Origin of the sequence: Curvibacter sp. CHRR-16 (assembly GCF_018474005.1) — a bacterium.
In the GTDB taxonomy this organism is placed as follows: domain Bacteria; phylum Pseudomonadota; class Gammaproteobacteria; order Burkholderiales; family Burkholderiaceae_C; genus Allorhodoferax.
On the sequence record NZ_JAHCSH010000006.1, the window covers coordinates 167,668 to 193,762 of the forward strand.

At 57.8% G+C, this 26,095-nt stretch carries 28 protein-coding genes and 1 tRNA gene; 14 read left to right on the forward strand and 15 right to left on the reverse strand.

All coding sequences use genetic code 11. The features are described from left to right. Position 1: 1 nt before the first annotated feature. From KIK84_RS14175 to rpsO, 8 genes are all read right to left on the reverse strand, one after another. Positions 2-610 (reverse strand): NADH-quinone oxidoreductase subunit C, encoded by a 609-nt coding sequence (locus KIK84_RS14175; RefSeq protein WP_214123751.1) that lies wholly within the window; start codon positions 608-610, stop codon positions 2-4. Between the two features lie 9 nt (positions 611-619). Next, complete coding sequence (locus KIK84_RS14180; RefSeq protein ID WP_214123752.1) at positions 620-1,099, reverse strand: NuoB/complex I 20 kDa subunit family protein; 480 nt, start codon at positions 1,097-1,099, stop codon at positions 620-622. Between the two features lie 4 nt (positions 1,100-1,103). After that, positions 1,104-1,463, reverse strand: coding sequence for an NADH-quinone oxidoreductase subunit A (locus KIK84_RS14185; protein ID WP_214123887.1), 360 nt, complete (start codon positions 1,461-1,463; stop codon positions 1,104-1,106). A 60-nt stretch (positions 1,464-1,523) separates the two neighbouring features. Beyond that, positions 1,524-1,608, reverse strand: a tRNA-Leu gene (locus KIK84_RS14190). 111 nt (positions 1,609-1,719) lie between these two features. Next, positions 1,720-2,091 (reverse strand): preprotein translocase subunit SecG, encoded by a 372-nt coding sequence (gene secG, locus KIK84_RS14195; RefSeq protein ID WP_214123753.1) that lies wholly within the window; start codon positions 2,089-2,091, stop codon positions 1,720-1,722. Positions 2,092-2,111: 20 nt separating this feature from the next. After that, complete coding sequence (gene tpiA / locus KIK84_RS14200) at positions 2,112-2,861, reverse strand: triose-phosphate isomerase (RefSeq protein ID WP_214123754.1); 750 nt, start codon at positions 2,859-2,861, stop codon at positions 2,112-2,114. Positions 2,862-2,882: 21 nt separating this feature from the next. Further along, on the reverse strand, positions 2,883-5,018 hold the full coding sequence (pnp, locus tag KIK84_RS14205; protein WP_214123755.1) for a polyribonucleotide nucleotidyltransferase: 2,136 nt from the start codon (positions 5,016-5,018) through the stop codon (positions 2,883-2,885). A gap of 216 nt (positions 5,019-5,234) precedes the next feature. Then, positions 5,235-5,501, reverse strand: a complete 267-nt coding sequence (rpsO, locus tag KIK84_RS14210) for a 30S ribosomal protein S15 (protein WP_214123756.1) — start codon at positions 5,499-5,501, stop codon at positions 5,235-5,237. A gap of 343 nt (positions 5,502-5,844) precedes the next feature. Between rpsO and KIK84_RS14215 the strand changes: the two genes are divergently transcribed. Continuing rightward, on the forward strand, positions 5,845-6,204 hold the full coding sequence (locus tag KIK84_RS14215; protein ID WP_214123757.1) for an Hsp20/alpha crystallin family protein: 360 nt from the start codon (positions 5,845-5,847) through the stop codon (positions 6,202-6,204). Between the two features lie 89 nt (positions 6,205-6,293). Here KIK84_RS14215 and KIK84_RS14220 read toward each other — a convergent pair whose 3' ends face one another. From KIK84_RS14220 to KIK84_RS14235, 4 genes are read right to left on the reverse strand one after another with little or no spacing between them, the layout of a single operon-like run. Further along, on the reverse strand, positions 6,294-6,806 hold the full coding sequence (locus tag KIK84_RS14220) for a hypothetical protein (RefSeq protein ID WP_214123758.1): 513 nt from the start codon (positions 6,804-6,806) through the stop codon (positions 6,294-6,296). Between the two features lie 19 nt (positions 6,807-6,825). After that, positions 6,826-7,866 (reverse strand): tRNA (adenosine(37)-N6)-threonylcarbamoyltransferase complex transferase subunit TsaD, encoded by a 1,041-nt coding sequence (gene tsaD / locus KIK84_RS14225; RefSeq protein ID WP_214123888.1) that lies wholly within the window; start codon positions 7,864-7,866, stop codon positions 6,826-6,828. An 8-nt stretch (positions 7,867-7,874) separates the two neighbouring features. Then, entirely contained in the window at positions 7,875-8,330 is a 456-nt protein-coding gene (locus KIK84_RS14230; RefSeq protein WP_214123759.1) for a ferritin-like domain-containing protein, read from the reverse strand. Then, the gene (locus KIK84_RS14235; protein ID WP_214123760.1) at positions 8,327-9,523 is read right to left on the reverse strand and encodes a DUF2325 domain-containing protein; all 1,197 of its coding nucleotides are present in this window, start codon (positions 9,521-9,523) and stop codon (positions 8,327-8,329) included. The genes KIK84_RS14230 and KIK84_RS14235 overlap by 4 nt, the downstream gene beginning before the upstream one ends. Before the next feature lie 170 nt (positions 9,524-9,693). On the opposite strand from KIK84_RS14235, the gene ybiB reads away from it, so the two are divergent. The 3 genes from ybiB to KIK84_RS14250 all read left to right on the forward strand — a co-directional run bounded on the left by ybiB (position 9,694) and on the right by KIK84_RS14250 (position 13,578). Next, positions 9,694-10,662, forward strand: a complete 969-nt coding sequence (gene ybiB / locus KIK84_RS14240; RefSeq protein ID WP_214123761.1) for a DNA-binding protein YbiB — start codon at positions 9,694-9,696, stop codon at positions 10,660-10,662. Further along, entirely contained in the window at positions 10,659-11,942 is a 1,284-nt protein-coding gene (locus tag KIK84_RS14245; protein WP_214123762.1) for a BaiN/RdsA family NAD(P)/FAD-dependent oxidoreductase, read from the forward strand. Before ybiB ends, KIK84_RS14245 begins: the two co-directional genes overlap by 4 nt. A gap of 124 nt (positions 11,943-12,066) precedes the next feature. Next, positions 12,067-13,578 (forward strand): methyl-accepting chemotaxis protein, encoded by a 1,512-nt coding sequence (locus KIK84_RS14250; protein ID WP_349815939.1) that lies wholly within the window; start codon positions 12,067-12,069, stop codon positions 13,576-13,578. Here KIK84_RS14250 and gudD read toward each other — a convergent pair. Both gudD and KIK84_RS14260 read right to left on the reverse strand, forming a co-directional pair. Next, positions 13,575-14,909, reverse strand: a complete 1,335-nt coding sequence (gene gudD, locus KIK84_RS14255; RefSeq protein WP_214123763.1) for a glucarate dehydratase — start codon at positions 14,907-14,909, stop codon at positions 13,575-13,577. The genes KIK84_RS14250 and gudD overlap by 4 nt on opposite strands. 118 nt (positions 14,910-15,027) lie before the next feature. Next, on the reverse strand, positions 15,028-15,921 hold the full coding sequence (locus KIK84_RS14260) for a LysR family transcriptional regulator (RefSeq protein ID WP_214123764.1): 894 nt from the start codon (positions 15,919-15,921) through the stop codon (positions 15,028-15,030). 178 nt (positions 15,922-16,099) lie between these two features. Here KIK84_RS14260 and rpsU point away from each other — a divergent pair, with 178 nt between their 5' ends. From rpsU to KIK84_RS14285, 5 genes are all read left to right on the forward strand, one after another. Further along, positions 16,100-16,312 (forward strand): 30S ribosomal protein S21, encoded by a 213-nt coding sequence (gene rpsU / locus KIK84_RS14265; RefSeq protein ID WP_214123765.1) that lies wholly within the window; start codon positions 16,100-16,102, stop codon positions 16,310-16,312. Between the two features lie 92 nt (positions 16,313-16,404). Beyond that, on the forward strand, positions 16,405-16,851 hold the full coding sequence (locus tag KIK84_RS14270) for a GatB/YqeY domain-containing protein (protein ID WP_214123766.1): 447 nt from the start codon (positions 16,405-16,407) through the stop codon (positions 16,849-16,851). 42 nt (positions 16,852-16,893) lie between these two features. Further along, positions 16,894-17,538 carry a 7-carboxy-7-deazaguanine synthase gene (gene queE, locus KIK84_RS14275; protein ID WP_214123767.1) on the forward strand — a complete coding sequence of 215 codons (645 nt, stop codon included), beginning with the start codon at positions 16,894-16,896 and terminating at the stop codon, positions 17,536-17,538. A 28-nt stretch (positions 17,539-17,566) separates the two neighbouring features. Continuing rightward, a complete protein-coding gene (locus KIK84_RS14280) occupies positions 17,567-18,688 on the forward strand; it encodes a 6-pyruvoyl trahydropterin synthase family protein (protein WP_214123768.1) in 1,122 nt (373 codons plus the stop codon). Between the two features lie 98 nt (positions 18,689-18,786). Beyond that, complete coding sequence (locus KIK84_RS14285; protein WP_214123769.1) at positions 18,787-19,674, forward strand: tetratricopeptide repeat protein; 888 nt, start codon at positions 18,787-18,789, stop codon at positions 19,672-19,674. 61 nt (positions 19,675-19,735) lie between these two features. Here the strand turns inward: KIK84_RS14285 and pmbA are convergent, their stop codons facing one another. Then, the gene (gene pmbA, locus KIK84_RS14290) at positions 19,736-21,142 is read right to left on the reverse strand and encodes a metalloprotease PmbA (RefSeq protein ID WP_214123770.1); all 1,407 of its coding nucleotides are present in this window, start codon (positions 21,140-21,142) and stop codon (positions 19,736-19,738) included. 22 nt (positions 21,143-21,164) lie between these two features. Between pmbA and yjgA the strand changes: the two genes are divergently transcribed. The 5 genes from yjgA (at position 21,165) to KIK84_RS14315 (ending at position 26,092) form a co-directional block, all read left to right on the forward strand. After that, on the forward strand, positions 21,165-21,791 hold the full coding sequence (yjgA, locus tag KIK84_RS14295) for a ribosome biogenesis factor YjgA (RefSeq protein WP_214123771.1): 627 nt from the start codon (positions 21,165-21,167) through the stop codon (positions 21,789-21,791). Beyond that, positions 21,788-22,414, forward strand: a complete 627-nt coding sequence (mog, locus tag KIK84_RS14300) for a molybdopterin adenylyltransferase (protein WP_214123772.1) — start codon at positions 21,788-21,790, stop codon at positions 22,412-22,414. Before yjgA ends, mog begins: the two co-directional genes overlap by 4 nt. Positions 22,415-22,419: 5 nt before the next feature. After that, the gene (locus KIK84_RS14305) at positions 22,420-23,466 is read left to right on the forward strand and encodes a glycosyltransferase family 9 protein (RefSeq protein WP_214123773.1); all 1,047 of its coding nucleotides are present in this window, start codon (positions 22,420-22,422) and stop codon (positions 23,464-23,466) included. Between the two features lie 118 nt (positions 23,467-23,584). Beyond that, positions 23,585-24,763, forward strand: coding sequence for a pectate lyase family protein (locus KIK84_RS14310; protein WP_214123774.1), 1,179 nt, complete (start codon positions 23,585-23,587; stop codon positions 24,761-24,763). A 156-nt stretch (positions 24,764-24,919) separates the two neighbouring features. Next, entirely contained in the window at positions 24,920-26,092 is a 1,173-nt protein-coding gene (locus tag KIK84_RS14315) for a pectate lyase family protein (protein WP_214123775.1), read from the forward strand. Positions 26,093-26,095 lie beyond the last annotated feature (3 nt).

Consider the following 26,095-nt stretch of genomic DNA (forward strand, 5'->3'; position numbering starts at 1 on the left):
CTCAGTGCAGGTCCCCATAGTGCTCTTCACGGATGATGCGCGGTGTGATTTCGCGCGGCTCAATCGATACAGGCTGGTAGACCACGCGCGCTTGCTCAGCGTCGTAGCGCATTTCGACGTGTCCAGACAATGGAAAATCTTTTCGGAATGGATGACCGATAAAACCGTAGTCGGTCAAAATACGGCGCAAATCGGTATGGCCTTCAAACACAATGCCGTACAAGTCAAATGCTTCACGCTCCAACCAACTAGCTGATGACCAAACACCCGCAACCGATGACAGGATCGGAAAGTCATCGCTGTCCAGGAACAACTTGACGCGCAAACGCTGATTCAATGCGATCGACATCAACTGAACCACTACAGCAAAGCGCGGGCCTTCATAAAGTCCGGCACCATACTCGGAATAATCAACGCCGCAGAGATCAATCAATTGCTCAAACTGGCAACCAGCGGCATCGCGCAAAACCTGCGCAACATCCAACCAATTGGCAGCTGATACTTGCAATTCAACTTGATCAAAAGTTGTAGAGAGGGCTTTAACCTTATCCCCAACAGCGGCGCGCACTGCAGCCTCTATGGCTGCCGGAGTTACTGCATACGTAGACATGTGCTTCCCTTATGCGCGCGCAATAGTTTGGGTGCGGCGAATTTTTTGCTGCAACTGCAAAATGCCATACACCAAAGCCTCGGCAGTAGGAGGACAGCCTGGCACATAGACATCCACCGGCACGATGCGATCACAGCCGCGTACAACCGAATAGCTGTAATGGTAGTAACCACCGCCGTTAGCACAGGAGCCCATACTGATAACCCAACGAGGTTCCGACATCTGGTCGTAAACCTTGCGCAAGGCAGGAGCCATTTTGTTGCACAGGGTTCCAGCAACAATCATCAAATCGGACTGACGCGGGCTGGCACGGAAGACCTCTGCACCAAAACGGCTGAGGTCATAACGCGCCGCAGCTGCGTGCATCATTTCAACGGCACAGCAGGCCAATCCAAATGTCATAGGCCAAATAGAACCCGTCTTGGCCCAGTTCATCACCGTGTCGTAGCTCGTGGTGACGAAGCCTTCTTTCAACACACCTTCAATCATTGCATTACTCCCAATCCAGGGCGCCTTTTTTCCACATGTAGACAAACCCAATGGTCAGCACTACAACGAATTCAACCCCGACCAAAAAGCCCCACATACCGAGCTCCTTCAGGGTAACAGCCCAAGGAAACAGAAAAGCCGTTTCCAAATCAAACAAGATGAAAAGGATAGCAACCAAGTAATAGCGCACATCGAACTTCATGCGCGCATCTTCGAATGCCTCGAAGCCGCATTCATATGGGGAGTTTTTGGCTGCGTCAGGCTTGTTAGGCCCCAAGATGTAACCAATCAATTGGGGCAAAACGCCCATGGCCACACCAATCAAAATAAAGAGAAGCGCGGGGAGATATTGTTCGAGGCTCATCGTGTGTACAAGACCTTCGTTACGCCCACCTGCAGCATGACTGAAGCGAGCTTTATTTGTTGGTGCCGTCGGCGAGACTCGAACTCGCACAGCTTTCGCCACTACCCCCTCAAGATAGCGTGTCTACCAATTTCACCACGACGGCTGCTCTCAGTCCGTGAACTTGCGTGAGGATTGCCTTACAGCATTAGCTCATTCACAAGCATGAGAGTTTACTCTGAAATGCCCCCTCTTAATGAAGGAATTGCAGAGAAAATCACTTGGCTGGAATCTGATCCACTGCCTTAGCAGGCTCAGTGGGTACGACTGGCGCAGCTTGCTCTGCTTGTTGTGCAACGGGGGCCGCAGTCGCTGGTACAGAACCCAGCACAGAACTCGAGTTATCGGGGCGCACACCACCGACAAAAGCCAAAGCCAAGGTGCACACAAAAAATACCGCAGCCAGCACTGCCGTTGTACGCGACAAGAAATTGGCACCACCAGTAGCACCAAACAAACTACCAGAACTGCCGCTGCCAAACGCCGCACCCATGTCCGCACCCTTACCGTGCTGCAACAAGATCAAAAAAATCATGCCCACTGCGGACAGCAGTTGGATTGTCATGATCAGTCCAGACAAAAATCCCATCACTCACTCCTTCAATTCATTCACTGCACAGCAGCCACAATGGACAAAAATTCTGCTGCTTTAAGAGATGCACCACCAACGAGTGCACCATCCACATCCGGCAAGGCAAACAATGCCGCAGCATTGGCTGCATTGACACTGCCACCATACAAAATGCGCACCCTATCTGCATGGGCCGTAGCAGCCTGTAACTGCGCCCGTAGGACTGCGTGTATTTCTTGCGCTTGCTCTGGCGTAGCCGTTTTGCCAGTACCAATCGCCCAGACCGGCTCATACGCAACCACCACCTCGCTTACACAATGTTTGTTGTGGTGAATCACTGCGGCTAGCTGACGCTTGACCACCTCAAACGCATGACCCGCCTCGCGCTCTTCCAAAGTTTCTCCCACACACACAATGGGAGTCACACCACAAGCCAAGACGCGCTGCGCTTTCAACGCCACCAGCGCATCGGTTTCCCCATGGTATTTGCGGCGCTCTGAGTGCCCTACGATGGCATAACGCACCGCCAAGTCAGCCAGCATGGCTGCAGATACTTCGCCTGTGAATGCCCCAGCCTCTTGGGCCGAGACATCTTGGGCACCAAGCTGTACAACACTGCCTTGCAACAGCGCTGCCACTTGGGCCACATACACAGCTGGTGGGCACACCAACACATCACAGGCTGGCGCAGTGCTTGCAAGACCGTGGACAAGTTCAGACAACAGATCTACATTGGCAAGCTGACTGCCATGCATTTTCCAATTGCCCGCAACCAGTTTCTTTTTCATGCAAGACACCTCTGGCAAAACTTATTGAGCCGCCTCTGGTGCTGCAACCGGCGCTACTGAAGCAGGCTTATCCAGCAATGCCTTCATGGACAGCTTGACGCGACCCTTTTCATCGGTTTCCAACACTTTGACCTTGACTATTTGACCTTCGGCCAAATAGTCAGTGACCTTTTCCACACGCTCATGGGCAATTTGGCTGATGTGCAGCAAACCGTCTTTGCCGGGCAACAGATTGATAAGCGCACCGAAATCCAAAATCTTGGTTACAGGCCCCTCGTAGACCTTGCCTACTTCCACTTCTGCAGTGATGGCCTCAATGCGGCGTTTGGCTTCATCGGCCTTTACCCCGTCTGTAGCGGCAATCGTGATGGTGCCATCTTCGGCGATGTCGATTTGGGTACCGGTTTCTTCGGTCAAAGCACGAATCACTGCGCCACCCTTGCCGATCACATCACGAATTTTCTCGGGATTGATCTTGATGGTGTAGAGCTTGGGCGCGAAGTTGGACACTTCGGTCTTGGCTTCGCCCATGGCATCTTGCATCTTGCCCAGAATGTGCATACGAGCTTCTTTGGCTTGGGCCAAGGCCACTTGCATGATTTCTTTGGTGATACCTTGGATTTTGATGTCCATCTGCAGCGCGGTAATGCCGTTGGTGGTACCTGCCACCTTGAAGTCCATGTCGCCCAAGTGATCTTCATCACCCAAGATGTCAGTCAGCACCGCAAAACGGTTACCTTCTTTGATCAAACCCATGGCAATACCCGCAACGTGCGCCTTCAGTGGCACACCTGCATCCATCATGGACAAGCATCCACCACAGACGGACGCCATGGAAGAGGAACCATTGGATTCGGTGATTTCAGACACCACGCGCACGCTGTAGGGGAACTCTTCCTTGCTGGGCAGCACCGCTACCAACGCACGCTTGGCCAGACGACCGTGGCCGATTTCGCGGCGCTTGGGTGTACCCACACGGCCTGTTTCGCCTGTGGCAAAGGGAGGCATGTTGTAGTGCAACATGAAGCGCTCTTCGAATTCGCCAGCCAAAGCGTCAATCTTTTGCGCATCGCGCTCGGTGCCCAAAGTGGCAATCACCAAGGCCTGAGTTTCACCGCGGGTGAACAATGCAGAACCATGGGTGCGGGGCAGCACGCTGTTGCGGATTTCGATGGGACGCACCGTGCGGGTGTCGCGGCCATCAATGCGGGGTTCGCCCGCCAAAATTTGGCCACGCACAATCTTCGCCTCGATCTCGAACAGCAGGCCTTCGACGGCCACGCTGTCGAATTCCACGCCATCGGCGGTCAAACCAGCCATCACGTCGGCATAAGCAGCACGGCAGGCTTGGGTACGGGCTTGCTTGTTGCGGATTTGGTAGGCGGCCACCAGCTTGTCTTTGCCCAAGGCCTCCACCTTGGCAATCAGGGTTTCGTTCTTGGGGGCAGGCTGCCAGTCCCAAGCGGGTTTGCCAGCGTCACGCACCAATTCGTGGATGGCGTTGATGGCAACCTTGCCTTGGTCGTGGCCAAACACCACCGCACCCAGCATCACTTCTTCCGACAGTTGCAGGGCTTCGGACTCCACCATCAGCACAGCAGTTTCGGTACCCGCCACCACCAAATCCATGGCCGAGTCTTTGCGCTGGGTTTGACCGGGGTTGAGCACGTATTCACCGTTGATGTAACCCACGCGGGCCGCGCCAATGGGGCCGGTGAACGGAATGCCAGAGATAGCCAACGCAGCGCTGGTAGCGATCATGGCGGGAATGTCGGCATCCACTTCGGGGTTGAGCGACACGGTGTGCACCACCACCTGCACTTCGTTGAAGAAGCCTTCTGGGAACAGAGGTCGAATGGGGCGGTCGATCAGGCGGCTGGTCAGTGTTTCGTATTCACTGGGACGGCCTTCGCGCTTGAAAAAGCTACCGGGAATCTTGCCCGCTGCGTAGCTCTTTTCGAGGTAATCAACGGTCAAGGGGAAGAAGTCTTGGCCCGCTTTGGCCGACTTGGATGCCACCACCGTGGCCAACACCACGGTGTCATTGACGTTAACCAGCACAGCACCCGTGGCTTGGCGGGCGATTTCGCCGGTCTCCATCGTGACGGTGTGTTGACCCCATTGGAAAGTCTTGCTGACTTTGTTGAACATGCTCATGGTTTATCTCCTTGTTGAGCTAGCGAGATGTACGCCACCTCGATTGCGCGGAGCCCACACCACAGTCCACGATGCCATTCCATAGCTGCACGCTTTTTTGAAGCTATGGAATGACACAGCGCCGCTCTGTTTGTGTGTGTCCGATTGAATAATTGAAGTAAAAAACGCCTGAGCTAGACCACTAACTCAGGCGCTTTTTAGCATTCGCGACCTTGCTTACTTACGCAGGTTCAGCTTGGCGATCAGAGCAGAGTAACGGGCTGCGTCTTTGGCCTTGAGGTAGTCCAACAGCTTGCGGCGACGGCTGACCATGCGCAACAGACCGCGGCGACCGTGGTGGTCCTTGGCGTGGGTCTTGAAATGGGGAGTCAGTTCGTTGATGCGTGCGGTCAGCAGAGCAACTTGAACTTCGGGGCTACCAGTGTCGGCAGCGGCGCGGGCATTGGCCTTGATAACTTCGGCCTTGACGCTAGAGGCGATCATTTTCATTTCCTTCAATAGGGCAGCCTGCCGCTACGCGCGACGGGCAAGTCCCAGGTTTTCAACTTGCGCCAGCGGCTGGAACTGCTACTGGCGTGCGCTTGCACCATGCAAAGCCCGGAGATTATAGCCCGAATCGCCCAACCGGAGTACTTACTCACATGCCCCAGCCCCAGCCAAGGGTCGAAGCAAATAAATATTCCGGGGTCAATTTCAAGGCCCGGCTGCGAAAAATATTCTTCCTTGCCTTCCGCTTGAAAAGCCGCGGGGCCGGGCCTAGTTAGACCTCATGGCGCAGCGCTCACCGCAGCGCCAAGGACTGAACCACTTAACCAGGAGTACGACCATGCTGTTTGTCCCCGTCATCCGCCACTCTGCCTTCCACCCTTCGCTGCGCGCTTTCGACCGCTTCTTCAGCGACACCGCCCCTGCCACTGAAACCCAAGCCAATGCAGACACCGCCGCCTTCGAACTCACCTTTGATGTGCCTGGCGTCTCCCGCGAACAGCTGTCCATCGGCATTGAAGGAAATGTCATCCGCATTGAAACCTTGCCCGAAGCCAAGCGCCAGTACAAAGCTGCCTACGAGCTGGCGCAAGACATTGATGTGAGCAAGAGCGAAGCCAAGCTCGAAAACGGTGTGCTGACGCTCAAGCTCGCCAAGGTCGCGCCGGAAAGTAAGGCGGTGAAGCTGACGATCAACTGATCTCGCCTCGACGACGAAACAAAAAAAGCCGCGAACTTCGCGGCCTTTTTATTCGATCCAGTAAAACCTGCCTCGTACGACGAGTCTATTTACGGCAGTGCGAAGCGGAGACATTCATGCCGAATCTCTTCAAGCGCATTCAGCAACGCTGCCAAATCCACAGATTCGCCACGAAACGTCAGTGTCTGAGTCACAGGGTTATAGGCCCGATGATCATTTGGGGGATTGTTCCCCCAAATCGAACCGAATGAGTTAACGATCGAATCTCTGTAGACCGCAGAGCCATGCTTTATGAACCAGTCTTCAATTCGTTCGTCGTAATGTTCAAAATGATTCCGGAACTTTCGATCAGCAAGCAAGTTGTCATCATCAACATTTAGCAACCTCCGTAGCCTCATTCCCCGCTCCGTAGACAGCTTCCGTGAAGGCCAGAGAATCTTGGAGACATTCGCAGCAGCAGCAAGGATTGATTGGATTGAGCTCCAAACTTCGAGTTCATCGAAATGATCGTTAGTAGCCCTCAGACGCTCAGAAGCCAGTTTCGCAATCTTTGCCTGCTGCACGATTTCGCCAATAAAGACCATCTCGGCAAGCGTCTCCATATGACTCGTGCCTACTTACTTAGGCCGACTGACTGAGCATATCCAGCGGCCAGCGCGGCTTCACGTCAAACGCATAGGTGCGTGTGGCCTCCTGTTGCCCCGCCTGCAAACGCATCGCCGCGGCCATGGCGATCATGGCGCCGTTGTCGGTGCACAGGTGCAGCTCGGGGTAATGCACACGCACTTTGCGTTTGGCGCATTGCGCGTTGAGCTGTTCACGCAAGTGGCGATTGGCGCCCACACCACCGGCCACCACCAGGCGTTTCATACCGGTCTGGTCCAGCGCCGCGAGCGACTTTTTCACCAGCACCTCGACGATGGCCGCCTGCGTGGAGGCCGCCAGATCGGCCTTGCGCGCTTCAAGATCAGCGCCTAGGCGTTGCGACTGGGTGAGCACCGCCGTCTTGAGACCGGCGAATGAAAAATCGAGGTTACCGCTGTGCAGCAGGGGGCGCGGCAGCTTGAAGGCATCCGTCTGCCCCTGTTCAGCCAGCTTCGAAAGCGCTGGCCCACCGGGGTAACCCAAGCCCATGAGCTTGGCCGATTTATCGAAGGCCTCGCCTGCCGCATCGTCAATCGTCTCGCCCAAAATCTCGTAGCGGCCCACACCATCCACACGCATCAGTTGCGTGTGGCCGCCCGACACCAGCAGGGCTACAAAGGGGAATTCGGGCGGATCCGCACTCAGGAACGGCGAGAGCAAATGGCCTTCGAGGTGGTGCACGCCGAGCACGGGTTTGCCCAGCGCTGCGCCCAAAGCACAGGCTACACCAGCCCCTACCAGCAAGGCACCCGCCAAACCAGGGCCTTTGGTGTAGGCCACCACATCCACATCGACCATGGCTTTGCCGCTGTCGTGCAGCACCTGGCGCGCCAAAGGCACTACCCGGCGGATGTGGTCACGACTGGCCAGTTCGGGCACGACACCGCCGTAGGCTTGGTGCATGGCAATTTGGCTGTGCAAGCCATGCGACAGCAGCAAGGGTACGCCCTGCTGCTGCGTTTGCACCAAGGCCACGCCGGTTTCGTCACACGACGATTCAATCCCCAGAACCAGCATGCGTGCTGTCACTCGCGGAATGCGTGAACGTCGCCGGGGCGGCGCAGCATCTTGTTCACTTCATCCAAGTGCAACTCTTCTTGCACGATGGCTTCGCGGGCGTACTCTTCCAGCAAAACGGACTTGCCTTCTGCAATAGCCAGCAACTTGTAATAGGCGGCCAACGCGGTTTTTTCGTGCTCCAAGCTTTCGCGCAGGATGTCGCCAATGTCGTGCTGCTCGGTTTCCAGCAAAGCACCGATCTTGAGCGATGGGTGGCCCCCCATTTGCGTGACCAACTCACCGGCTTTGTGGGCGTGGTCCAAACTCTCGGTGGCATTGCCCTTGAGCCATGACACGATTGGAATGCGGTTGTAGCCGTAGACCATCAAAGAGTAGTGGGTGTACTTGACCACGCCAGCGAGCTCCAACTCCATGATGTGGTTAAGGGCTTCGATGGCGCTTTTGCTGTCGATTTCGTTCATGTCTGTATTCCTTCCAAACTTCGTAGCAGGGACGAAGTACTCGGATTTTCCACAAAAACGCACTGCTTGCCGTGGCGTTTGCAATAGTCTTTTACGCGCCAGTAGGCGTTGTGGCTGATGCAACCGGTTTGGCAAATCACCAAATCGGCCGATGCCAAGCTGCTTTCCAAGCCACTGCTACTGTCCTCCAGCCCCCCGTCGTGGTGCACAAACTGCCCCCCCATGCGCTCGACCGCATCGCGGTAACTGGCCACATTGCCACTGCGCCCACCGACGCACAGCACGGTTTTGTCCATCCAATGGATGGGATGCTCCACCACCGGCTTGGCAGGGGCTACTGGCTCTTGCTGGGCCGCACGCCCCAAGGCCTCTGCACGTTGTTGCCATTGGTCACGCTCGATGGAGAGGGCATCCAATCGACGGCGCAAATCGGCCAACTGCCCTTGCAAGGTGTTGTTGCGCTCTTGGGCTTGGTCCAGCTTGCGCTGCAGTTTGTCGCTTTGCTGGCTATCTGGGCCTTGGGCACGCAAGCTGGCCAACTCCCCTTCCAAATAGTGGATGCGGGTGTGTTGGTACACGCCTTCGGCGCGCTGCTTGAGCAAATCGGCCTGCAAACGATCCACTTCTTGGCTTTTTTCTTGGATGGTTTTGCTGCTGCGCTCTTGGGCCCGCGCCAGCTCGCGCATCAACACCCCATTTTCTTGTGCCAAAGCCTCCACACGGTGGATATCCACCCGCCGCGCAGCCCCTGCTTGGTGCTGAATCATGTGCATATCGCGCAGCAGCACTTCTTGGAATACCTCATCGCAACGTGGATGGGTCAAGGCCGCCCAAAACGCACCGGCCACATCACCCGCCTCAATGGCCTGCGTCCAGCGTTGCGACAACTCCAAGGTGGTTTTGATGCCTTTGTACGACTGGATGGTGATGGCATAGCGCCTGTCGAGCTCATCTTGCAGTGCGTCGGACAAGCGGTTGCGCTTCATACATTCAGCCACCGCCCCCACATGCACTTCATAGTCATCGGCCATGACACGGCCTGCCAACACCTTGTTAACGATCTTGCGCAACACATCCAGTGGCAAGCACACCCCCACCACCGGGCAATGGCAGGAATGGGGTAAATCCCACAAGCGGCGGCGGCGCGAGCCAGTGTGGGGTTTGTGTTCCGGGTTTTCGCATGCATCGCACATAGATATCTCCTCTGAATGCGAGCATTCTATATGCGAATAATTCTTATTTGCAAACTTGCAACCAAACTTGGCTGCCATTCACGCCTGTAACAAGGCAAAGCCCCGACAATCGCCCCATTCAAAATCACAGAGTGGCGCATAGGCGCCCCAAGCACTGACAAGGATTGCGCATGGCGATTGCACACTACATCAAAGAGATTGGACGCGGCAAAGAAGGCGCTCGCCCCCTAAGCCGAGAGCAGGCCGCTGACCTGATGGGGCAAATTCTGGACGGCCACGTCAGCGACCTGGAACTGGGCGCTTTTTGCGTCGCCATGCGCATCAAAGGGGAAGAGCCTGCCGAGATGGCGGGCTTTTTGGACGCAGCCCATCAGCGCATGGCCCGGCTAGATGCCGCCGGAGCCCCCACCATCGTCATCCCCAGCTACAACGGTGCCCGCAAACAACCGCTGCTAGTGCCACTGATGGGTTTGCTGCTGGTGCAAGCCCTGCAGCAGCACGAACACACCCGCCACTGCCGGGTATTGATCCACGGCTGCGCCACCGAAGACAGCCGGGTTTTCATAGAAAAAGTGCTCGCAGAGCTTGCCACACAAGCTCAATCAGCTATAAAAACCATAGCAAAAGACCCACACCAAAGTGATACCTCGCTGGCAGTCGGCATGCTGCACTTTGCCCCCACCGAATCCCTGAGTCCCGCTTTGGTGCGGTTGCTGCAGGTACGTCGTAGCGTGGGGCTGCGCAACCCAGCGCACAGCTTGGTCAAACTCATGAATCCCACCACCGGCCCCATGGTGCTGGTGAGCAGCTACACCCACCCCGAATACGCCACCAGCATGGCCGATACGCTGCAACTCATGGGCAATACTGCGCTGCTGCTGCGCGGCACCGAAGGCGAGGCCGTGGCCGACGCCCGCCGCCTCCCGCCCATGCATGCGCTGCTGCACGGTACCTCCCTGCAACGGTACGAGGCGCAAAGCGGCTCGCTGGACGCACTGCCCACGCTGCCCAGCTTGGACGCTGCTGCCACAGCCCAATACACCCTGCAGGTAATGGCAGGCGCACTGCCAGCACCGGCCCCCATTGCGACACAGGTTGAGCGCATCGTGCGCTTGGCCCACGACATGGTGGCTGCATGAGCCACAAGCAAGAGTGGGACGCCATCATCGTCGGCGCTGGCGCAGCGGGCTTGTTTTGCGCAGGCGTGGCAGGCCAGCGCGGCTTGCGCGTGCTGCTCATCGACCACGCCCCCAAAGTAGCGGAAAAAATCCGCATCTCTGGCGGTGGGCGCTGCAACTTCACCAATCTGCAGGTGAGTGAGCGCAACTACCTGGGAGCCAACCCGCGCTTTGCCAAATCGGCCTTGACGCGCTTCACGCCCGCCGACTTTGTGGCGCTGGTGCAGCGCTACGGCATTGCGTTTCACGAAAAGCACAAAGGCCAGCTGTTTTGCGACCGCTCGGCCGACGACATCATCCAAATGCTGCTGACCGAATGCGACAAAGGCCGCGTCGAACGCTGGCAGCCCTGCAGCGTGCGCAGCGTACGCGCCCTGCCTGTACCCCATGAAAATGGCCAGACAGCGCATGGATCAAGCTGCATGCGCTATGAAATTGATAGCGATCGCGGTGTGCAACGCTGCCATTCTCTGGTCGTGGCCACAGGTGGCTTGCCCATTGCACAGATTGGTGCCAGCGACTGGGGTCTGCAGTTGGCCAAGCAGTTCGGCATCGCAGTGCAAGCCACACGCCCAGCGCTGGTGCCCCTCACGTTTGATGCGCAGGCATGGGCACCCTTTGCCGCGCTGGCCGGTTTGTCACTGCCCGTGCGCATCAGCACCGGCAGCAAAAAGCAGGCGATGCAGTTTGACGAAGATTTGCTCTTTACCCACCGCGGCCTGTCGGGCCCGGCGGTGCTGCAAATTTCCAGCTATTGGCAAGCGGGCACCCCCATACGCCTGAACCTGCTGGCTGGGCAAGACAGCAGCGAGGCTGCCCAGCTAGAGGACGCTCTGCTGCAAGCCAAGCGCCAAGGCTCGCGCAAGCTCATTGCCAACACCTTGGCCCAGTGGCTGCCCCAGCGCTTGGCCGACACCTGGGTTGCGCAAGGCCAAGCACTGGGGCACCAATGGGAACGCCCCGTGGTGGAAGCCAGCGACAACGCCCTGCGTGCGTTGGCCGAGCGCCTATTGCGTTGGGACATTAGCCCCAGCGGCACCGAGGGCTACCGCAAAGCCGAAGTGATGGCGGGTGGCGTGGACACCAGCGCCCTGTCCAGCCAGAGCATGGAATGCCAGCAACAGCCCGGCCTGCACTTCATTGGCGAGGTGGTCGATATCACCGGCTGGCTGGGAGGCTACAACTTCCAGTGGGCCTGGTCCAGTGCATGGGCTTGCGCGCAGGCCCTGGAGGCACAGTAGCGTCAGTTTGGCGTCAGTTAACGGCTTTTACCCCCGCTAAAGCGGGTTAACCCTAGCGCATGGAGCTGGGGGCTACGGCATCATGGTTTATCGTTGGTTTACTCTCCATAGCAAAAAACTAGTCGTGTCCGCACTCTCAGCCCTACTCTCCCGCGTGCGCACCACGCGCGGCACCATCCAAGCCCTGAACAAAGGCCGTGCCGAACTCGATGCACCCATCAACCGCATCACCCCGCTAGGGCGCGCCGTCGCCACCTTGTTGCAGCGCACGCGCACGCTGGTATTGCACGCCCGGGGGGGCAGCATTCGCACCGCCATTGCTGCAGCCCATCTCAAGCGCCAAGTGGACATGAGCGCGCAAAAAGCCAGCCACCAGCGCGACCAAGCCAAGCAGTTGCGGCAAGAGGCGCAGCGCGTGATTGTGTTGTCAGAACAAGTGGAGAACGGGGCCAGCGCCATTTCGGACAAGTCGGCGCACAACTTGGAAGCGGCCATGACCTCCATGCACGAGCTGCAGGCCATGCAAGAACGCCTGCTGCACATGGAGGCGAGCATCGCCAGCTTCAGCAGCACCGTTCAACAGCTAGCCCAAGGCGCCAAAGCCATTGGCGAAATTGGCACCATCATCCAAAGCATTGCCATGCAAACCAATTTGCTGGCCCTCAACGCCGCCATCGAAGCGGCACGCGCAGGCGATGCGGGCCGTGGCTTTGCGGTAGTGGCCGATGAGGTTCGCAAACTGGCTGCCCGTGTGAACGACCAAACCACCGAAATCAGCGAGCACAGCCGCACCATGACGCAATTGGTGGCCACCACCAGCACAGGCACGCTAGCCATCAACGACGACATCACCGCCAGCGTGCGCGATGCGAGCTCAGCCACCCAGCGCTTTGGCGCTTTTGTGCACGACATGCAGGCCATGAATGGCACCATAGACACCATCGTGCAAGCCATGCAAGAGCTGACCCAGATCAACCGCAGCATGAACCAGCGCATCGAGACCGTATCCAGCGCTGCACAAGAGGTCGCACAGGCCATGACCGAATCGGCCCAGCGCGTGGACGAATTGCGCCACGACACCGAGGACATGCAAGGTGTGCTGGCCGAATTTCGCACTGGCGGCACAGTTTTTGATGCCCTGCTCACCACCACCCAATCCTTGTGCCGCGACACCACCCGACTGCTCGACAAAGCCCGCACCCAGGGGGTCGATGTGTTCGACCAGCACTACCAGCAAATCCCCCAATCCAATCCACCGCGCTACACCACAGCCTATGACCGCCATGTAGACCAAGCCTTGCAGGCCCTGTTTGACCAAACACTGGGGCAACTGGATGGCTGCGTCTACGCATTGGCGGTAGACAACCAAGGCTATGCCCCTGCGCATAACAGCAAATTCTCCAAAGCGCCTAGTGGGGACCCCGCGGTGGATTTGGTGCAGTGCCGCCACAAACGCATCTTTGACGACCCGGTGGGCAAAAAACTGGCAACCAATACCCAGCCTTTTCTATTCCAAACCTATATGCGTGACACCGGAGAGGTCATCAACGACCTCTCCATACCCGTCTACTTGGCGGGACGCCACTGGGGCGCGGTGCGGGTGGGCTTTGACTCACGCCGCCTGAACGACAATTAGCGCACCAAGCAGGGCCGCTTGTTGTCGAACTTCCAGCCCGGTATCAGGTATTGCATGGCTATGGCATCGTCACGCGCGCCCAGACCATGCTCCAAATACAAGGCATGGGCCTTCTCCACCTCGGCCATGTCGATCTCGATGCCCAGACCGGGCTTTTTCGGCACATCCACATAGCCCTCGCGGATTGGCAAAGGCTCTTTGGTCAAGCGCTGGCCGTCTTGCCAGATCCAGTGGGTGTCGATGGCTGTGACCTTGCCCGGCGCAGCCGCGCCCACATGGGTGAACATGGCCAGCGAAATGTCAAAGTGGTTGTTGGAGTGCGACCCCCAAGTCAGCCCCCAATCGCGGCAGGTTTGCGCCACGCGCACGCTGCCAGCCATGGTCCAGAAATGCGGGTCGGCCAGCGGAATGTCCACGCTTTGCAGCGCCAGCGAATGCGCCATTTGCCGCCAATCGGTCGCCACCATGTTGGTGGCTGTGGGCAGGCCTGTGGCGCGGCGAAACTCGGCCATCACCTCGCGGCCACTGAAACCCTCTTCGGCACCGCACGGGTCTTCGGCATAGGCCACCACGCCATGCATGTCGCGCATCAAACGAATAGCGTCTTGCAGCAACCAGCCCCCGTTGGGATCTAGCGTGATGCGCGCTTGCGGAAAGCGCTCGTGCAAGGCGCGAATGGTCTCCACCTCCTCTTCGCCACGCAACACACCGCCTTTGAGCTTGAAATCGGCAAAGCCATAGCGGGCATGCGCCGCCTCGGCCAAGCGCACCACCGCCTCGGGCGTCATGGCCACTTCGTGGCGCAGGCGTTGCCAGTCATCGGCATGGGGGCCTTCACTACCGGGGGCAGCATAGGGCAAGTCGGTCTTGGTGCGGTCGCCCACATAAAAAAGGTAACCCAGCATTTGCACGCGCTCGCGCTGCTGGCCTTCGCCCAGCAAGGCGGCCACGGGCAGCCCCAAAAACTGGCCTTGCAGGTCAAGCAGGGCCGACTCCACCGCCGTCACGGCATGGATAGTGGTGCGCAAATCAAAGGTTTGCAGGCCTCGCCCTCCAGCATCGCGGTCGGCAAATTGCGACCGCATGCGCTGCAGCACCGCGTTGAGGTTGCCAATCGATTGCCCCTCCACCAAGGGGCGTGCATCTTCCAGCGTCTGGCGAATTTTTTCACCGCCGGGCACTTCGCCCAAACCGGTGTGGCCTGCGCTATCGGTCAGGATGACGATGTTGCGGGTGAAAAACGGCGCATGCGCGCCAGACAGGTTGAGCAGCATGCTGTCGCGCCCAGCCACAGGGATCACGCGCATGCTTTGAACGATAGGTGCGGTCATGTCAGTCTCCTAAAACGCCCCCAAGCAAGGGGGGCATGCACCAAAGCATAGGTGCAGGGCTGCCCGTCAGCGGTGCAAAAACTGGCTAGACCGATGCAAATATTGGTTGCAACCCCACTCACCCCTGCAAAAACACCGGCAGCACTTCGGTCAACACCCGTTGCAACACCGGGTTATCCGCCCCAGCGCGGTAGCACACCAAGGACTGCACCGCACAGGGTGCTGCGGTTTGCACCGTGCGCAAGACCACACCGGGCAACTGCAGCTTGGCCAGTTGGGCCGGAATCAAAGCCACCCCCAATCCCACCCCCACCAGTGCCAGCATGGTGTGCACTTGCGAAACGTACTCCACCACCTGCGGCTGCACACCTTGCGCATCCAGCCACGACTGCACCACACGGTGAAAGTACGCCGACTCTTGCGGCGCATACATCAGCACGGGACGCTGGTGCAGGGCCTCTAACGGCACGGCATCGGGCCACTGCGCGGCGTGCTGTTGTGGAACAGCCAGCACCCAACTGTCATCGTGCAAATAGCGGTGTGCGTGGGCATGGATGGAGGGGTGTGGACGCACAAAGGCCAGATCAATCACTCCACGGCTTAAACCGTCTAATTGGGCTGCGGTGGGCAACTCGCGCAGCTGCCACTGCACGCCGGGCATGTGGCTTTTGATGCGCGCCAACACTTGTGGCACCACACTGCAGCCAAGGCCTGCGGTAAAGCCCAGTGTGATGGCTCCCGCATCTCCATGGGCCACGCGCCGTGCTGCAGCAATGGCCTCGTGCGACCACTGCAAAATGCGTTGGGCTTCGGGCAAAAACGCCTTGCCTGCGGGGGTAAGCTGCACCGCACCGCGACCACGCTCGAGTAGCTGCGCACCCACGGCGTGTTCCAGCAACTGGATTTGCCGACTCAGTGGGGATTGCGTCATATGCAACTGCTTGGCGGCACGGCCAAAGTGCAATTCTTCGGCAACGGCGACAAAACATTGGATTTGGCTGATTTCAAACATGCCTGAACCGGAAAGAGGAACCCTTGCTATGCGCCAACAAGCGGTTATAATGCTCGGCTTTGCTGGCACATCCCTGTCTGCCATACTAGTTAAAGACGACAGGAAAAACCGCTGCACGTGGCGAAAGGAATTGATCTTACCCTTCGACTGGCGACAGCACCTATGGAAACATTACGTAATGACAACCATCCGTGTTAAAGAAAACGAGCCGTTTGAAGTTGCTCTGCGTCGCTTCAAGCGCACTATCGAGAAACTGGGTTTGCTGACTGACTTGCGCGCTCGCGAGTTCTACGAAAAACCCACTACCGAGCGTAAGCGCAAGAAAGCAGCCGCCGTGAAGCGCAACTACAAGCGCATCCGCAGCATGCAATTGCCCAAAAAGATGTACTGATTTTTCAGTTACAGCGGGCAATCAAGGCTCGACAAGCTCGCCAAGGGACGCTTTGGCGGGCTTTTTTATTTTTATTCCTCTAGGAGCACACCATGGCCCTCAAAGACCAGATCACCGAAGACATGAAAACCGCCATGCGCGCCAAAGACAGCGAGCGTTTGGCCACCATCCGCCTGCTGCTGGCTGCCGTCAAGCAAAAAGAAGTGGACGAGCGCGTGGTACTGGACGATGCGGGCGTGGTTGCACTGGTGGACAAACTCATCAAGCAGCGCAAAGACAGCATCGCCGCCTTTGAATCGGCAGCCCGCCAAGACTTGGCCGACAAAGAAAAAGCCGAAATGCTGGTGCTGCAAGCCTATTTGCCCGCTCGCATGAGCACCGAAGAAGTACAAGCCGCTGTGGCAGCTTTGGTAGCCGAACTGGGTGCCTCGGGTGCTGGTGACATGGGCAAGGTGATGGGCGCAGCCAAAACCCGTTTGGCTGGCAAAGCCGATATGGCTGCCGTGTCCGCTGCTGTCAAGGCTGCGCTGGCTGGCTAAGCCCCGCGCCGCCAGCGAGCATTTGCCCCCTGTAGGCACCCCATGGCATACAGCGTCAAAGAAATTTTCTACACCCTGCAAGGCGAAGGCGCGCATGCCGGTCGCCCGGCGGTGTTTTGCCGCTTCGCCGGATGCAATCTGTGGTCAGGCCGCGAAGAAGACCGCGCCAGTGCGCAATGCCGCTTTTGCGACACCGACTTTGTCGGCACCGATGGCACAGCCGGGGGCAAATACAGCAGCGCGCAAGCTCTGGCCCAAGCCATCGCCCAGCACTGGCCCGCAGGCCACAACGGGCAGCGCTTTGTGGTACTGACTGGTGGCGAGCCCATGCTGCAAATCGACCCTGCGCTGGTAGATGCCTTGCACTCGCAAGGCTTTTATATTGCCGTAGAAACCAATGGCACGCTGCCTGCCACACCGGGCTTGGACTGGGTGTGTGTCAGCCCTAAAGCGGGCACCACCATCGTGCAACGCCAAGGGCACGAGCTCAAACTGGTCTACCCGCAAGATGGGATAGACCCCGCCGAGTGCGCCAGTTGGGCGTTTGAGCACTTCCGGCTGCAGCCACTGGACACGGCCAACCCCACCCTGCGCCAGCAACACACACAAGCCGCAGTGGACTATTGCATGGCCCACCCCCAGTGGAGTTTGAGCCTGCAAACGCACAAAATCTTGGCTATCCGCTAAGCGCTGCCACCCTATCCACCCGCACCTTATGCCGCACACGCCAGCCCTCGCCCACAGCACCAGTTGCGTCACCCTCCCGTTTGAGGCAGCGCGCCGCGTGGCAGAACTTTCGGCCCAGCACCCCGCACAGCGCGTGCACGGTCACCACTTTCAGGCCACCGTGCACGCGCTGCAACACACGCTCAACCCGGCCTATAGCAGCGGTTACCAAGAAGCCCTGCAGACTCCATGGCAAGCGGCTATTGCCCGGCTGGACTACCAACCCCTGCACGAGCTATTGGCTGCCAGCGACGACACCGCCATTGCCCTGCATTTGCTGCAGCAGGGCGCACCGCACGCCCAAGCGGCGGTGAGCCTGGCCAGCACACCCGATCAAGGTGTGCACCTGCAGCCTGCTACAGGGCAGTACCGCTACTGGCGGCGCTTCCAGTTCCATGCTGCGCATTACCTGCCCAAAGTCCCTTTGGGCCATAAGTGCGGCAACCTGCACGGACACCAGTTTGCGGTGGTGCTGCAAACCCGCCACGACAACCCGGTCAGCCCAGCCAACAGGACTTACGATGACATGGCGGCCCGCTGGGTGCTGTTGCACACGCAGCTAGACCACGCCTACCTGAACGACATCGCTGGTTTGGAGAACCCCACCAGCGAGCTGCTCTCGCGCTGGATTTGGGAGCGCCTAGCCCCCCAGTGGCCCGAGTTGGAGCATGTGTGCGTGTACGAAACCGCCTCCTGCGGGGCCTGCTACAACGGCCAGCATTTCCGCATCTGGAAAGACTTCCACATGGACAGTGCCGTGCGCTTTGAGCAAGCCCCCGACGGCAGCCGCCGCGCCCGCCTGCACGGCCATACCTACACCGTGCGCCTGCACCTGCAAGCCGCACTGGATCAAGTGCTGGGTTGGGCCGTGGACTTTGGCGACGTGAAGCACCAGTTCCAGCCCCTGTTCAAAGCCATGGACCACCACCATCTGGGCCAACTGCCGGGCTTGGCCAACTGCGACAGCGGCACCCTGGCACGCTGGGTGTACCAGCAGTTCCAACCCAGCCAAAACGCGCTGTGCCAAGTGGACGTGATGGAGACTCAGGGCAGCGGCGCACGCTACCACCCCCATGCACCGGCCTTGGCAGACTTGCTGCTGCCACTCTAGAACCCTTGTATGACCACGGCGCAGCCCCCCGCCAAGTGGCTTGAACTTTTGCGCTGCACCCCCATCTAACGGCTACTAGTGTTTTGGAGTACACCGCTATGCGTATTGCTTCCCCCGTGCGCCGTGCCATCACCGTCTCGGCTTTGGTGGCCGGTATGGCCTTGGGTCAAGCCGTTTGGGCTGCAGAACCCACCATGAACGACATCTACGCCAAAGCCCAAGCAGGGCAATTGGCAGAAGCCCAAACCATGGTGCAGCAAGTACTGGTAGCCCACCCCAAGAGCGCCAAAGCCTACTACGTGCAAGCCGAGTTGTTTGCCCGCCAAGGTTTGTTGGACAAGGCTCGCCAAGCGCTCGCCACTGCCGAACAACTGGCCCCCGGCTTGCCGTTTGCCAGCGCCCATTCCGTTCAAGAACTGCGCTCCCAATTGCAAGGCACCACCCGCGTGCAAAACACCCCTGCTACAACGCCGAGCCCTGTCAACACCGCGCCTACCTCCACCAACAAAAGCAATAGCTGGCTGCTGCCCGTTGGGTTGACGGCACTGTTTTTCATAGGTGTCATTCTGTGGATGCGCAGCCGTCGCCCACAAGTGCAAACAGTAGCCAGCTACAGCGGCACGGGCTACGACAGTGGCGCAGGCATGAACACGCCAGCCCCTTACCCTGCAGCCCCCCAGCCCGGCTATGGCTACAACCCCCACTACAACAATGGCTATGGAGCCCCAGCCCAACCCAGCATGGGTAGCCGCATCGCTGGAGGTTTGGCCACCGGCTTGGCGGTAGGCGCTGGCGTGGTGGCCGCAGAAGCCATTGGCCGCAGCATCATGGGCGGCAACGAGGCCCATGCAGCGCCCGCCCCCCACCTAGACCCCGTACCCACCTATGCACCGGACGTGAACGCCGACATGGGCGGCAACAACTTCGGCATCAACGACGCCAGCTGGGACAGCGGCGGCAGTGGCGGTGGCAGCGACTGGGAATGAAAAAGGGACCTCGCGGTCCCTTTTTTGCAGCCTGCTGCATGCACTCGGCCTGAAGAGTAGATCAGCTACCCGCCACCTTCATGCGGTTGATGAGGATAGAACCCACCGTCTTGGCACCGTAGTTGTAGGTGTCCGCCCCCACGGCTTCTATGCCTTTGAACATGGCTTGCATGGTGCTGGCAATGGTGATCTCATGCACGGGATAGGCGATGCGGCCCTTTTCCACCCAGAAGCCACTGGCACCGCGGGAATAGTCGCCCGTAACGTAGTTGACGCCTTGGCCCATGAGTTCGGTCACAAACAGCCCCGTTCCCAGCTTTTCCAGCATGGCATCGAGGTTGTCAGACGCCTTGGTCAAACGCGAAACAAACTGCAGGTTGTGTGAACCACCGGCATTGCCAGTGGTACGCATGCCGAGCTTGCGGGCTGAATAGCTGCTCAGGAAATAGCCTTGCACCTTGCCCGCATCCACCACCTTACGCTGGCGTACTTGCACACCTTCTTCGTCAAACGGTGAACTGCCTTTGCCACGCAGCACAAAGGGGTCTTCGTCGATGCTGATGTGTTTGGGAAATACCTGCTTGCCCAAGGAGTCGAGCAAAAACGTGCTCTTGCGGTACAGCGCCCCCCCACTGACGGCCTGCACAAAAGCCCCGAGCAAGCCAGCAGCCAGTGTGGACTCAAACAGCACCGGACACTCGGTGGTGGCGATCTTGCGCCCGCCCAAACGGCTTAGCGCACGCTCGGCGGCATAGCGCCCCACCGCTTGGGGCGAGGCCAATTCGTCGGCACTGCGCATGGAGCTGTACCAAGCATCGCGCTGCATGTCTTTGCCTTTGCCCGCAATGGGCGATACGGACAGCGAATGGCGTGAGGTGGCATAGCCGCCGCGAAAGCCATTGGTATGGGCGCTGAAAAAATGCGACTGCTGGGCCGACACAGCGGCTCCTTCGCTGTTGGTGATGCGCTTGCTCACCCCCAAAGCAGCAGCCTCGCATTCCAAAGCCAATGCGGCAGCCTGTTCGCTGCTAATGGCCCAAGGGTGGAACAAATCCAAATCGCGCTCGCGCTCTGCTACCGGAGCCAAATCGGCCGTATCGGGCAAACCAGCAAACGGGTCTTCTGCGGTGAAGCGGGCAATATCGTAGGCCGCGCGCACGGTTTGCTCAATGGCCGCATCGGAAAAGTCGGAGGTACTGGCATTGCCCCGGCGCTGGCCCAGATAGACCGTAACGCCCAGACCTTTGTCCCGGTTGCGCTCCACGTTCTCCAATTCGCCGTTGCGCACCGAGACACTCAGGCCACAACCTTCTGATACCTCTGCCCCCGCATCGCTGGCACCGAGCTTTTTGGCAAAGGCCAAAGCGGCATCGACACGGGACTCAAAAAAAGCGCGGCTGTAGGCAAAGCCGCTGGCGGGGGCATCAGCAGCTAAAGCTGCAGCAGAGGAAACAGTGGTTTTTTTCATGGCCCGGCTATGATAGCTGGCTATGTCTCGCAAACCGAAAAAAGGCTATTACGTGCGCGGTCAGTTCGTTGCCGAGGGCAGTGAACTCGACTTGGAATACAAGCGCGAACTCAAAGGCACGGATGAACCCACCCGTACCGACCTCAAAAAAGAAAGCGAAGCCCTGCAGCAGCTCGGCACCGAGCTGTTGACGCTGCGCGCCGATTTGCTGGACAAATTGGACCTGCCCAGCAAGCTCCAAGATGCACTGGCTGAAGCCAAGCGCATCACCAACTTCGAAGGCAAACGGCGCCAAATGCAGTTCATTGGCAAGCTGATGCGCCAGCTCGACCCTGACACACTGGAGGCGGCACGCGCAGCATTGGTCGAGCAACACCTGCCCAGCGCCCAAGAAACAGCGCTGCTGCACCAGAGCGAGCAATGGCGCAACCGCCTGATCGCCGAGGACGATGCCTTGGCCATCTGGCTGGAACACCACCCCAGCACCGATAGCCAACAACTGCGCTCTCTGATTCGCCAAGCGCGCAAAGACGCCAAACCCGAAAAACCCGGTGCGCTGCCACGCCATGGCAAAGCCTACCGCGATATTTTTCAATTGGTGCGCCAAGCATTGGGGGCCGGTGATGCCGAACAGGGCGAGGACGCATGAGTACCACTGCAGCCGTGGCAGCTTTAGCCAGCACCTACGACACGGTGCGCATAGGCATAGTCTCCATCAGCGATCGCGCCAGCACTGGCGTCTATGAAGACAAAGGGCTGCCTGCCTTGCAAGAGTGGCTGGGCAAAGCGCTGTGCAATCCCATTGTGTGGGAAGCACGCTTGATTGCCGATGAGCAAGCGCTGATAGAACGCACCCTCATCGAGCTGACTGATGCTGGATGTGCGCTGGTGCTGACCACTGGCGGCACCGGCCCTGCGCTGCGCGATGTGACCCCCGAAGCCACGCTGGCCGTGGCCCACAAGGTCATGCCCGGCTTTGGTGAGCAAATGCGCCGTATCAGCTTGGAGTTTGTGCCCACGGCCATTTTGTCGCGCCAAGTGGCGGTGATTCGTGAGCGCACCCTCATCATCAACCTACCCGGACAGCCACGCGCCATTGCTGAAACGCTGGAGGGCCTCAAAGACAGCGACGGAGTCCCGATAGTCGATGGTATTTTTGCTGCCGTTCCCTACTGCGTGGATTTGATAGGCGGGCCCTACATCGAGACACACGCCAACGTTTGCAAGGCATTTCGCCCCAAGAATGCCGTGCGCCCTCCTACCAACGCTTGAAAAGCATGCACACTGCCGACAACCCTGCCGCGCAGTGGGGCCAGCAATTTCCCCAGTTGCGGGCACAGGCCATCGTGGATTCCAACGGGATGGTTTGGCTACCATTTGACGCCGCCAATACCCAGCAATCGCCCCATCAGTTTTCGCCTTTGTCTGCCTGTTATGACCAGGTCTGCTGTGCCAACCGCACAAGCATTGATTTGGACTTTGGCAACATAGGCCGTCTGTTGATCATCAACGGCTTTGGTTTGGCATTTGGCGATTCCGTTATTGGGATCACCGCCTTACACGCATTGCTTCAGCGCCACCCACACTTGCAGGTCAGTCTATGGCGAAGTTCCACCTGCCCTGCTTATGTAGAGGCTCTGTACAACTACCTACCCAAGTCGGTTTCTGTCACCGCCCTGCCACAGCCTGCAGAACGACTGGCGGCGTTTGATGCAGTCATCGATTTATCAGACTTTTTGTTTTGGCAGTCGTTCAACGACTTGCCCATGATTGACTTTTTCTTGCATGCAATAGGCTTGCCCTATGCAGACATTCCTGCCGCAGAGAAAGCCAATAGCTGGCTCGCCAGCATTGCACCTGTTCATGACTGGCGGCGCGAGTTTGGCGACTATGTGCTGTTTTGTCCGCATGCCAGTGTTGCCCTGCGCTCCATTCCAGAGCGTTGGCATGCTCCCATGGTTGAACGCTTGCATGCACAGTTCGACCTCCCCGTACTGGGATTTGCCAACTTGGATCTGCCTGGATACCGCAATGTATCCGCCCTCTCCACCACGATTGCGCAATGGCTGGATTGGGTTCGGCATGCGCAGCACGTCGTCAGTGTAGACAGCGCCAGTATCCACTTGGCAGCGGGGTTTGGCATACCCAGCACTGGCTACTTTGTCAGCATCCCTCCGCAACTGCGCACGCGTGACTATCCCTTGTGCCAAAGCATCTGGCTTGATGCTCAACAGCGTTTGACAGGCTTGCACGAATCCAACGTTCACGACGTGATCATTTATGCAGAAAGTTTGTGGCCTGAAGCATTGAAGTTAACAATTTAAACAAACACAAAAGCCACATATCACGTTTGCACTAACGTCAGACGAGTGATTTCACCTATTTGTACTTCTTGGTAAAAAAACACAATGGAACTCCCACAGTTACTACGAGGAGTTCTTCATGTTTTATCGCCAAAAACTGGCGCAGCGCATGCTCGCAGCAAGCCTGATTACAGCCAGTATGACTGCAGCCTTTGCTGCCGACGCCACCCGTGAAACCGCCCCCGCTGGCGGATGGGCTAGCCAAAACGGTGGCACTACCGGTGGCTCCACCGCCGCTACCGCAGACGTCTACCTCGTCTCCACCCCCACCGCCCTGCTGGCCGCTTTGAGCAACGCTGGCTCTCGCGCCAAGATCGTGCGCATCTCTGGCACGATTGACATGACGTCATCAGACAACGGCGGTGCTTTTACCAGCCATTCCGATCAAAACGTGCGCAGCAAAATCGCCGTTCCCAGCAACACTACCATCATCGGCGTTGGCTCTAACGCCACCATTAAGAACGCCACAATCAACATCGATAGCGTCAGCAACGTGATTGTGCGTAACCTCACCATCATCAACCCTTGCGATGTGGCCCCCGTCTGGGATCCGGACGATGGTGACACTGGCAACTGGAACTCCGAATTCGATGGATTGGTTGTCTCCAATTCCAAGAATGTCTGGATTGACCACAACGTGTTCACCGACAAGCCTTTGACCGATGACAAGCTGGAAAAGGGCAATGGCAAGATCAAGCAGTGCCACGATGGCGCTCTGGATGTGAAAAAAGGCTCTGACTACGTGACCATCTCCTACAACGTGTTCGACTCCCATGAGAAGAACAACCTGATTGGCCACTCTGACAGCAACACCTCTGACGATGGCCACTTGACCGTCACTTTCAACCACAACTACTTCACCAATGTGGCTGAGCGTGCTCCCCGTGTTCGCTTTGGCAAGGTGCACGTCTACAGCAACTACTTTGTTGGTGACCGCAGCGCCAGTGTGTACGCCTACCAGTACAGCATCGGTCCAGCCTACAAGGCCAAGATCATTTCTGAACAAAACGTGTTCAATGTCACTGGCGCAACAACTTGCGCGCACGTGATCAAAAATCCAGGCTCTTCGAGCAAAACTGGTGCGATCACTGACACAGGCTCCTTGCTCAACGGTTCTGCACTGAACTTGGCAAGCAATTGCACCAACTTCTCCCAAGCCAGCTGGACAATCCCTTATAAATACACCCCCACATCCGCATCAAACGTTGCAACAACGGTTCCTGCGAACGCTGGTGTTGGAAAAATCACAGTGAATTAACCTTAAAAACAAGCTAACAACTGCGAAAAGCATGGCCAATCAGCAATGATTGGCCTTTTTTCTTCGATAAATTCGATTTGTCAATTGGTATTTACTCCCGTTTGTAATCTTTTGTTTCAAATGAAAATAAAAGCTCTTTTACAGGAGTTGTTAATCATGCTCAAACTTAAAAAGTTATCGGTAAGCTTCATCGCTGCCGGTATTGTTTCAACAGCCATGGTGAGCGCCTTTGCTGCCGACGCCACCCGTGAAACAGCCCCCGCTGGCGGATGGGCTAGCCAAAACGGTGGCACTACCGGTGGCTCCACCGCCGCTACCGCAGACGTCTACCTCGTCTCCACCCCCACCGCCCTGCTGGCCGCTTTGAGCAACGCTGGCTCTCGCGCCAAGATCGTGCGCATCTCTGGCACGATTGACATGACGTCATCAGACAACGGCGGTGCTTTTACCAGCCATTCCGATCAAAACGTGCGCAGCAAAATCGCCGTTCCCAGCAACACTACCATCATCGGCGTTGGCTCTAACGCCACCATTAAGAACGCCACAATCAACATCGATAGCGTCAGCAACGTGATTGTGCGTAACCTCACCATCATCAACCCTTGCGATGTGGCCCCCGTCTGGGATCCGGACGATGGTGACACTGGCAACTGGAACTCCGAATTCGATGGATTGGTTGTCTCCAATTCCAAGAATGTCTGGATTGACCACAACGTGTTCACCGACAAGCCTTTGACCGATGACAAGCTGGAAAAGGGCAATGGCAAGATCAAGCAGTGCCACGATGGCGCTCTGGATGTGAAAAAAGGCTCTGACTACGTGACCATCTCCTACAACGTGTTCGACTCGCATGAGAAGAACAACCTGATTGGCCACTCTGACAGCAACACCTCTGACGATGGTCATTTGACCGTCACTTTCAACCACAACTACTTCACCAATGTGGCTGAGCGCGCTCCCCGTGTTCGCTTTGGCAAGGTGCACGTCTACAGCAACTACTTTGTTGGTGACCGCAGCGCCAGTGTGTACGCCTACCAGTACAGCATCGGTCCAGCCTACAAGGCCAAGATCTATGCCGAACAAAACGCGTTCCAAATTACTGGCGGCTCCACTTGTGCCCATGTCATTAAGAGTCCCGGTGGCTCCAGCAATGCAGGGGCATTCAGTGACACAGGCTCTTTGCTCAATGGCTCGGCACTGGATATGTCCGCCTGCAGCTTCAGCAAGCCATCGTGGACTATTCCCTACAAGTACACCCCCACAGCTGCAGCAAATGTAGCCACCACAGTACCAGCCAATGCAGGTGTAGGCAAAATCACCGTGAACTAATCT

Excerpts from the sequence above, each read along its gene's own strand:
- KIK84_RS14230 (WP_214123759.1), bottom strand. The coding sequence starts at position 8,330 with ATGAACGAAATCGACAGCAAAAGCGCCATCGAAGCCCTTAACCACATC.
- rpsO (WP_214123756.1), bottom strand. The coding sequence starts at position 5,501 with ATGATCGCCTCTAGCGTCAAGGCCGAAGTTATCAAGGCCAATGCCCGC.
- KIK84_RS14235 (WP_214123760.1), bottom strand. The coding sequence starts at position 9,523 with ATGTGCGATGCATGCGAAAACCCGGAACACAAACCCCACACTGGCTCG.
- tsaD (WP_214123888.1), bottom strand. The coding sequence starts at position 7,866 with ATGCTGGTTCTGGGGATTGAATCGTCGTGTGACGAAACCGGCGTGGCC.
- KIK84_RS14260 (WP_214123764.1), bottom strand. The coding sequence starts at position 15,921 with ATGTTTGAAATCAGCCAAATCCAATGTTTTGTCGCCGTTGCCGAAGAA.
- KIK84_RS14180 (WP_214123752.1), bottom strand. The coding sequence starts at position 1,099 with ATGATTGAAGGTGTGTTGAAAGAAGGCTTCGTCACCACGAGCTACGAC.
- yjgA (WP_214123771.1), top strand. The coding sequence starts at position 21,165 with ATGTCTCGCAAACCGAAAAAAGGCTATTACGTGCGCGGTCAGTTCGTT.
- KIK84_RS14280 (WP_214123768.1), top strand. The coding sequence starts at position 17,567 with ATGCCGCACACGCCAGCCCTCGCCCACAGCACCAGTTGCGTCACCCTC.
- rpsU (WP_214123765.1), top strand. The coding sequence starts at position 16,100 with ATGACAACCATCCGTGTTAAAGAAAACGAGCCGTTTGAAGTTGCTCTG.
- KIK84_RS14245 (WP_214123762.1), top strand. The coding sequence starts at position 10,659 with ATGAGCCACAAGCAAGAGTGGGACGCCATCATCGTCGGCGCTGGCGCA.
- KIK84_RS14215 (WP_214123757.1), top strand. The coding sequence starts at position 5,845 with ATGCTGTTTGTCCCCGTCATCCGCCACTCTGCCTTCCACCCTTCGCTG.
- tpiA (WP_214123754.1), bottom strand. The coding sequence starts at position 2,861 with ATGAAAAAGAAACTGGTTGCGGGCAATTGGAAAATGCATGGCAGTCAG.
- KIK84_RS14270 (WP_214123766.1), top strand. The coding sequence starts at position 16,405 with ATGGCCCTCAAAGACCAGATCACCGAAGACATGAAAACCGCCATGCGC.
- KIK84_RS14315 (WP_214123775.1), top strand. The coding sequence starts at position 24,920 with ATGCTCAAACTTAAAAAGTTATCGGTAAGCTTCATCGCTGCCGGTATT.
- pnp (WP_214123755.1), bottom strand. The coding sequence starts at position 5,018 with ATGAGCATGTTCAACAAAGTCAGCAAGACTTTCCAATGGGGTCAACAC.
- KIK84_RS14285 (WP_214123769.1), top strand. The coding sequence starts at position 18,787 with ATGCGTATTGCTTCCCCCGTGCGCCGTGCCATCACCGTCTCGGCTTTG.
- KIK84_RS14305 (WP_214123773.1), top strand. The coding sequence starts at position 22,420 with ATGCACACTGCCGACAACCCTGCCGCGCAGTGGGGCCAGCAATTTCCC.
- pmbA (WP_214123770.1), bottom strand. The coding sequence starts at position 21,142 with ATGAAAAAAACCACTGTTTCCTCTGCTGCAGCTTTAGCTGCTGATGCC.
- ybiB (WP_214123761.1), top strand. The coding sequence starts at position 9,694 with ATGGCGATTGCACACTACATCAAAGAGATTGGACGCGGCAAAGAAGGC.
- KIK84_RS14175 (WP_214123751.1), bottom strand. The coding sequence starts at position 610 with ATGTCTACGTATGCAGTAACTCCGGCAGCCATAGAGGCTGCAGTGCGC.
- mog (WP_214123772.1), top strand. The coding sequence starts at position 21,788 with ATGAGTACCACTGCAGCCGTGGCAGCTTTAGCCAGCACCTACGACACG.
- KIK84_RS14310 (WP_214123774.1), top strand. The coding sequence starts at position 23,585 with ATGTTTTATCGCCAAAAACTGGCGCAGCGCATGCTCGCAGCAAGCCTG.
- gudD (WP_214123763.1), bottom strand. The coding sequence starts at position 14,909 with ATGACCGCACCTATCGTTCAAAGCATGCGCGTGATCCCTGTGGCTGGG.
- secG (WP_214123753.1), bottom strand. The coding sequence starts at position 2,091 with ATGGGATTTTTGTCTGGACTGATCATGACAATCCAACTGCTGTCCGCA.
- KIK84_RS14220 (WP_214123758.1), bottom strand. The coding sequence starts at position 6,806 with ATGGAGACGCTTGCCGAGATGGTCTTTATTGGCGAAATCGTGCAGCAG.
- queE (WP_214123767.1), top strand. The coding sequence starts at position 16,894 with ATGGCATACAGCGTCAAAGAAATTTTCTACACCCTGCAAGGCGAAGGC.
- KIK84_RS14185 (WP_214123887.1), bottom strand. The coding sequence starts at position 1,463 with ATGAGCCTCGAACAATATCTCCCCGCGCTTCTCTTTATTTTGATTGGT.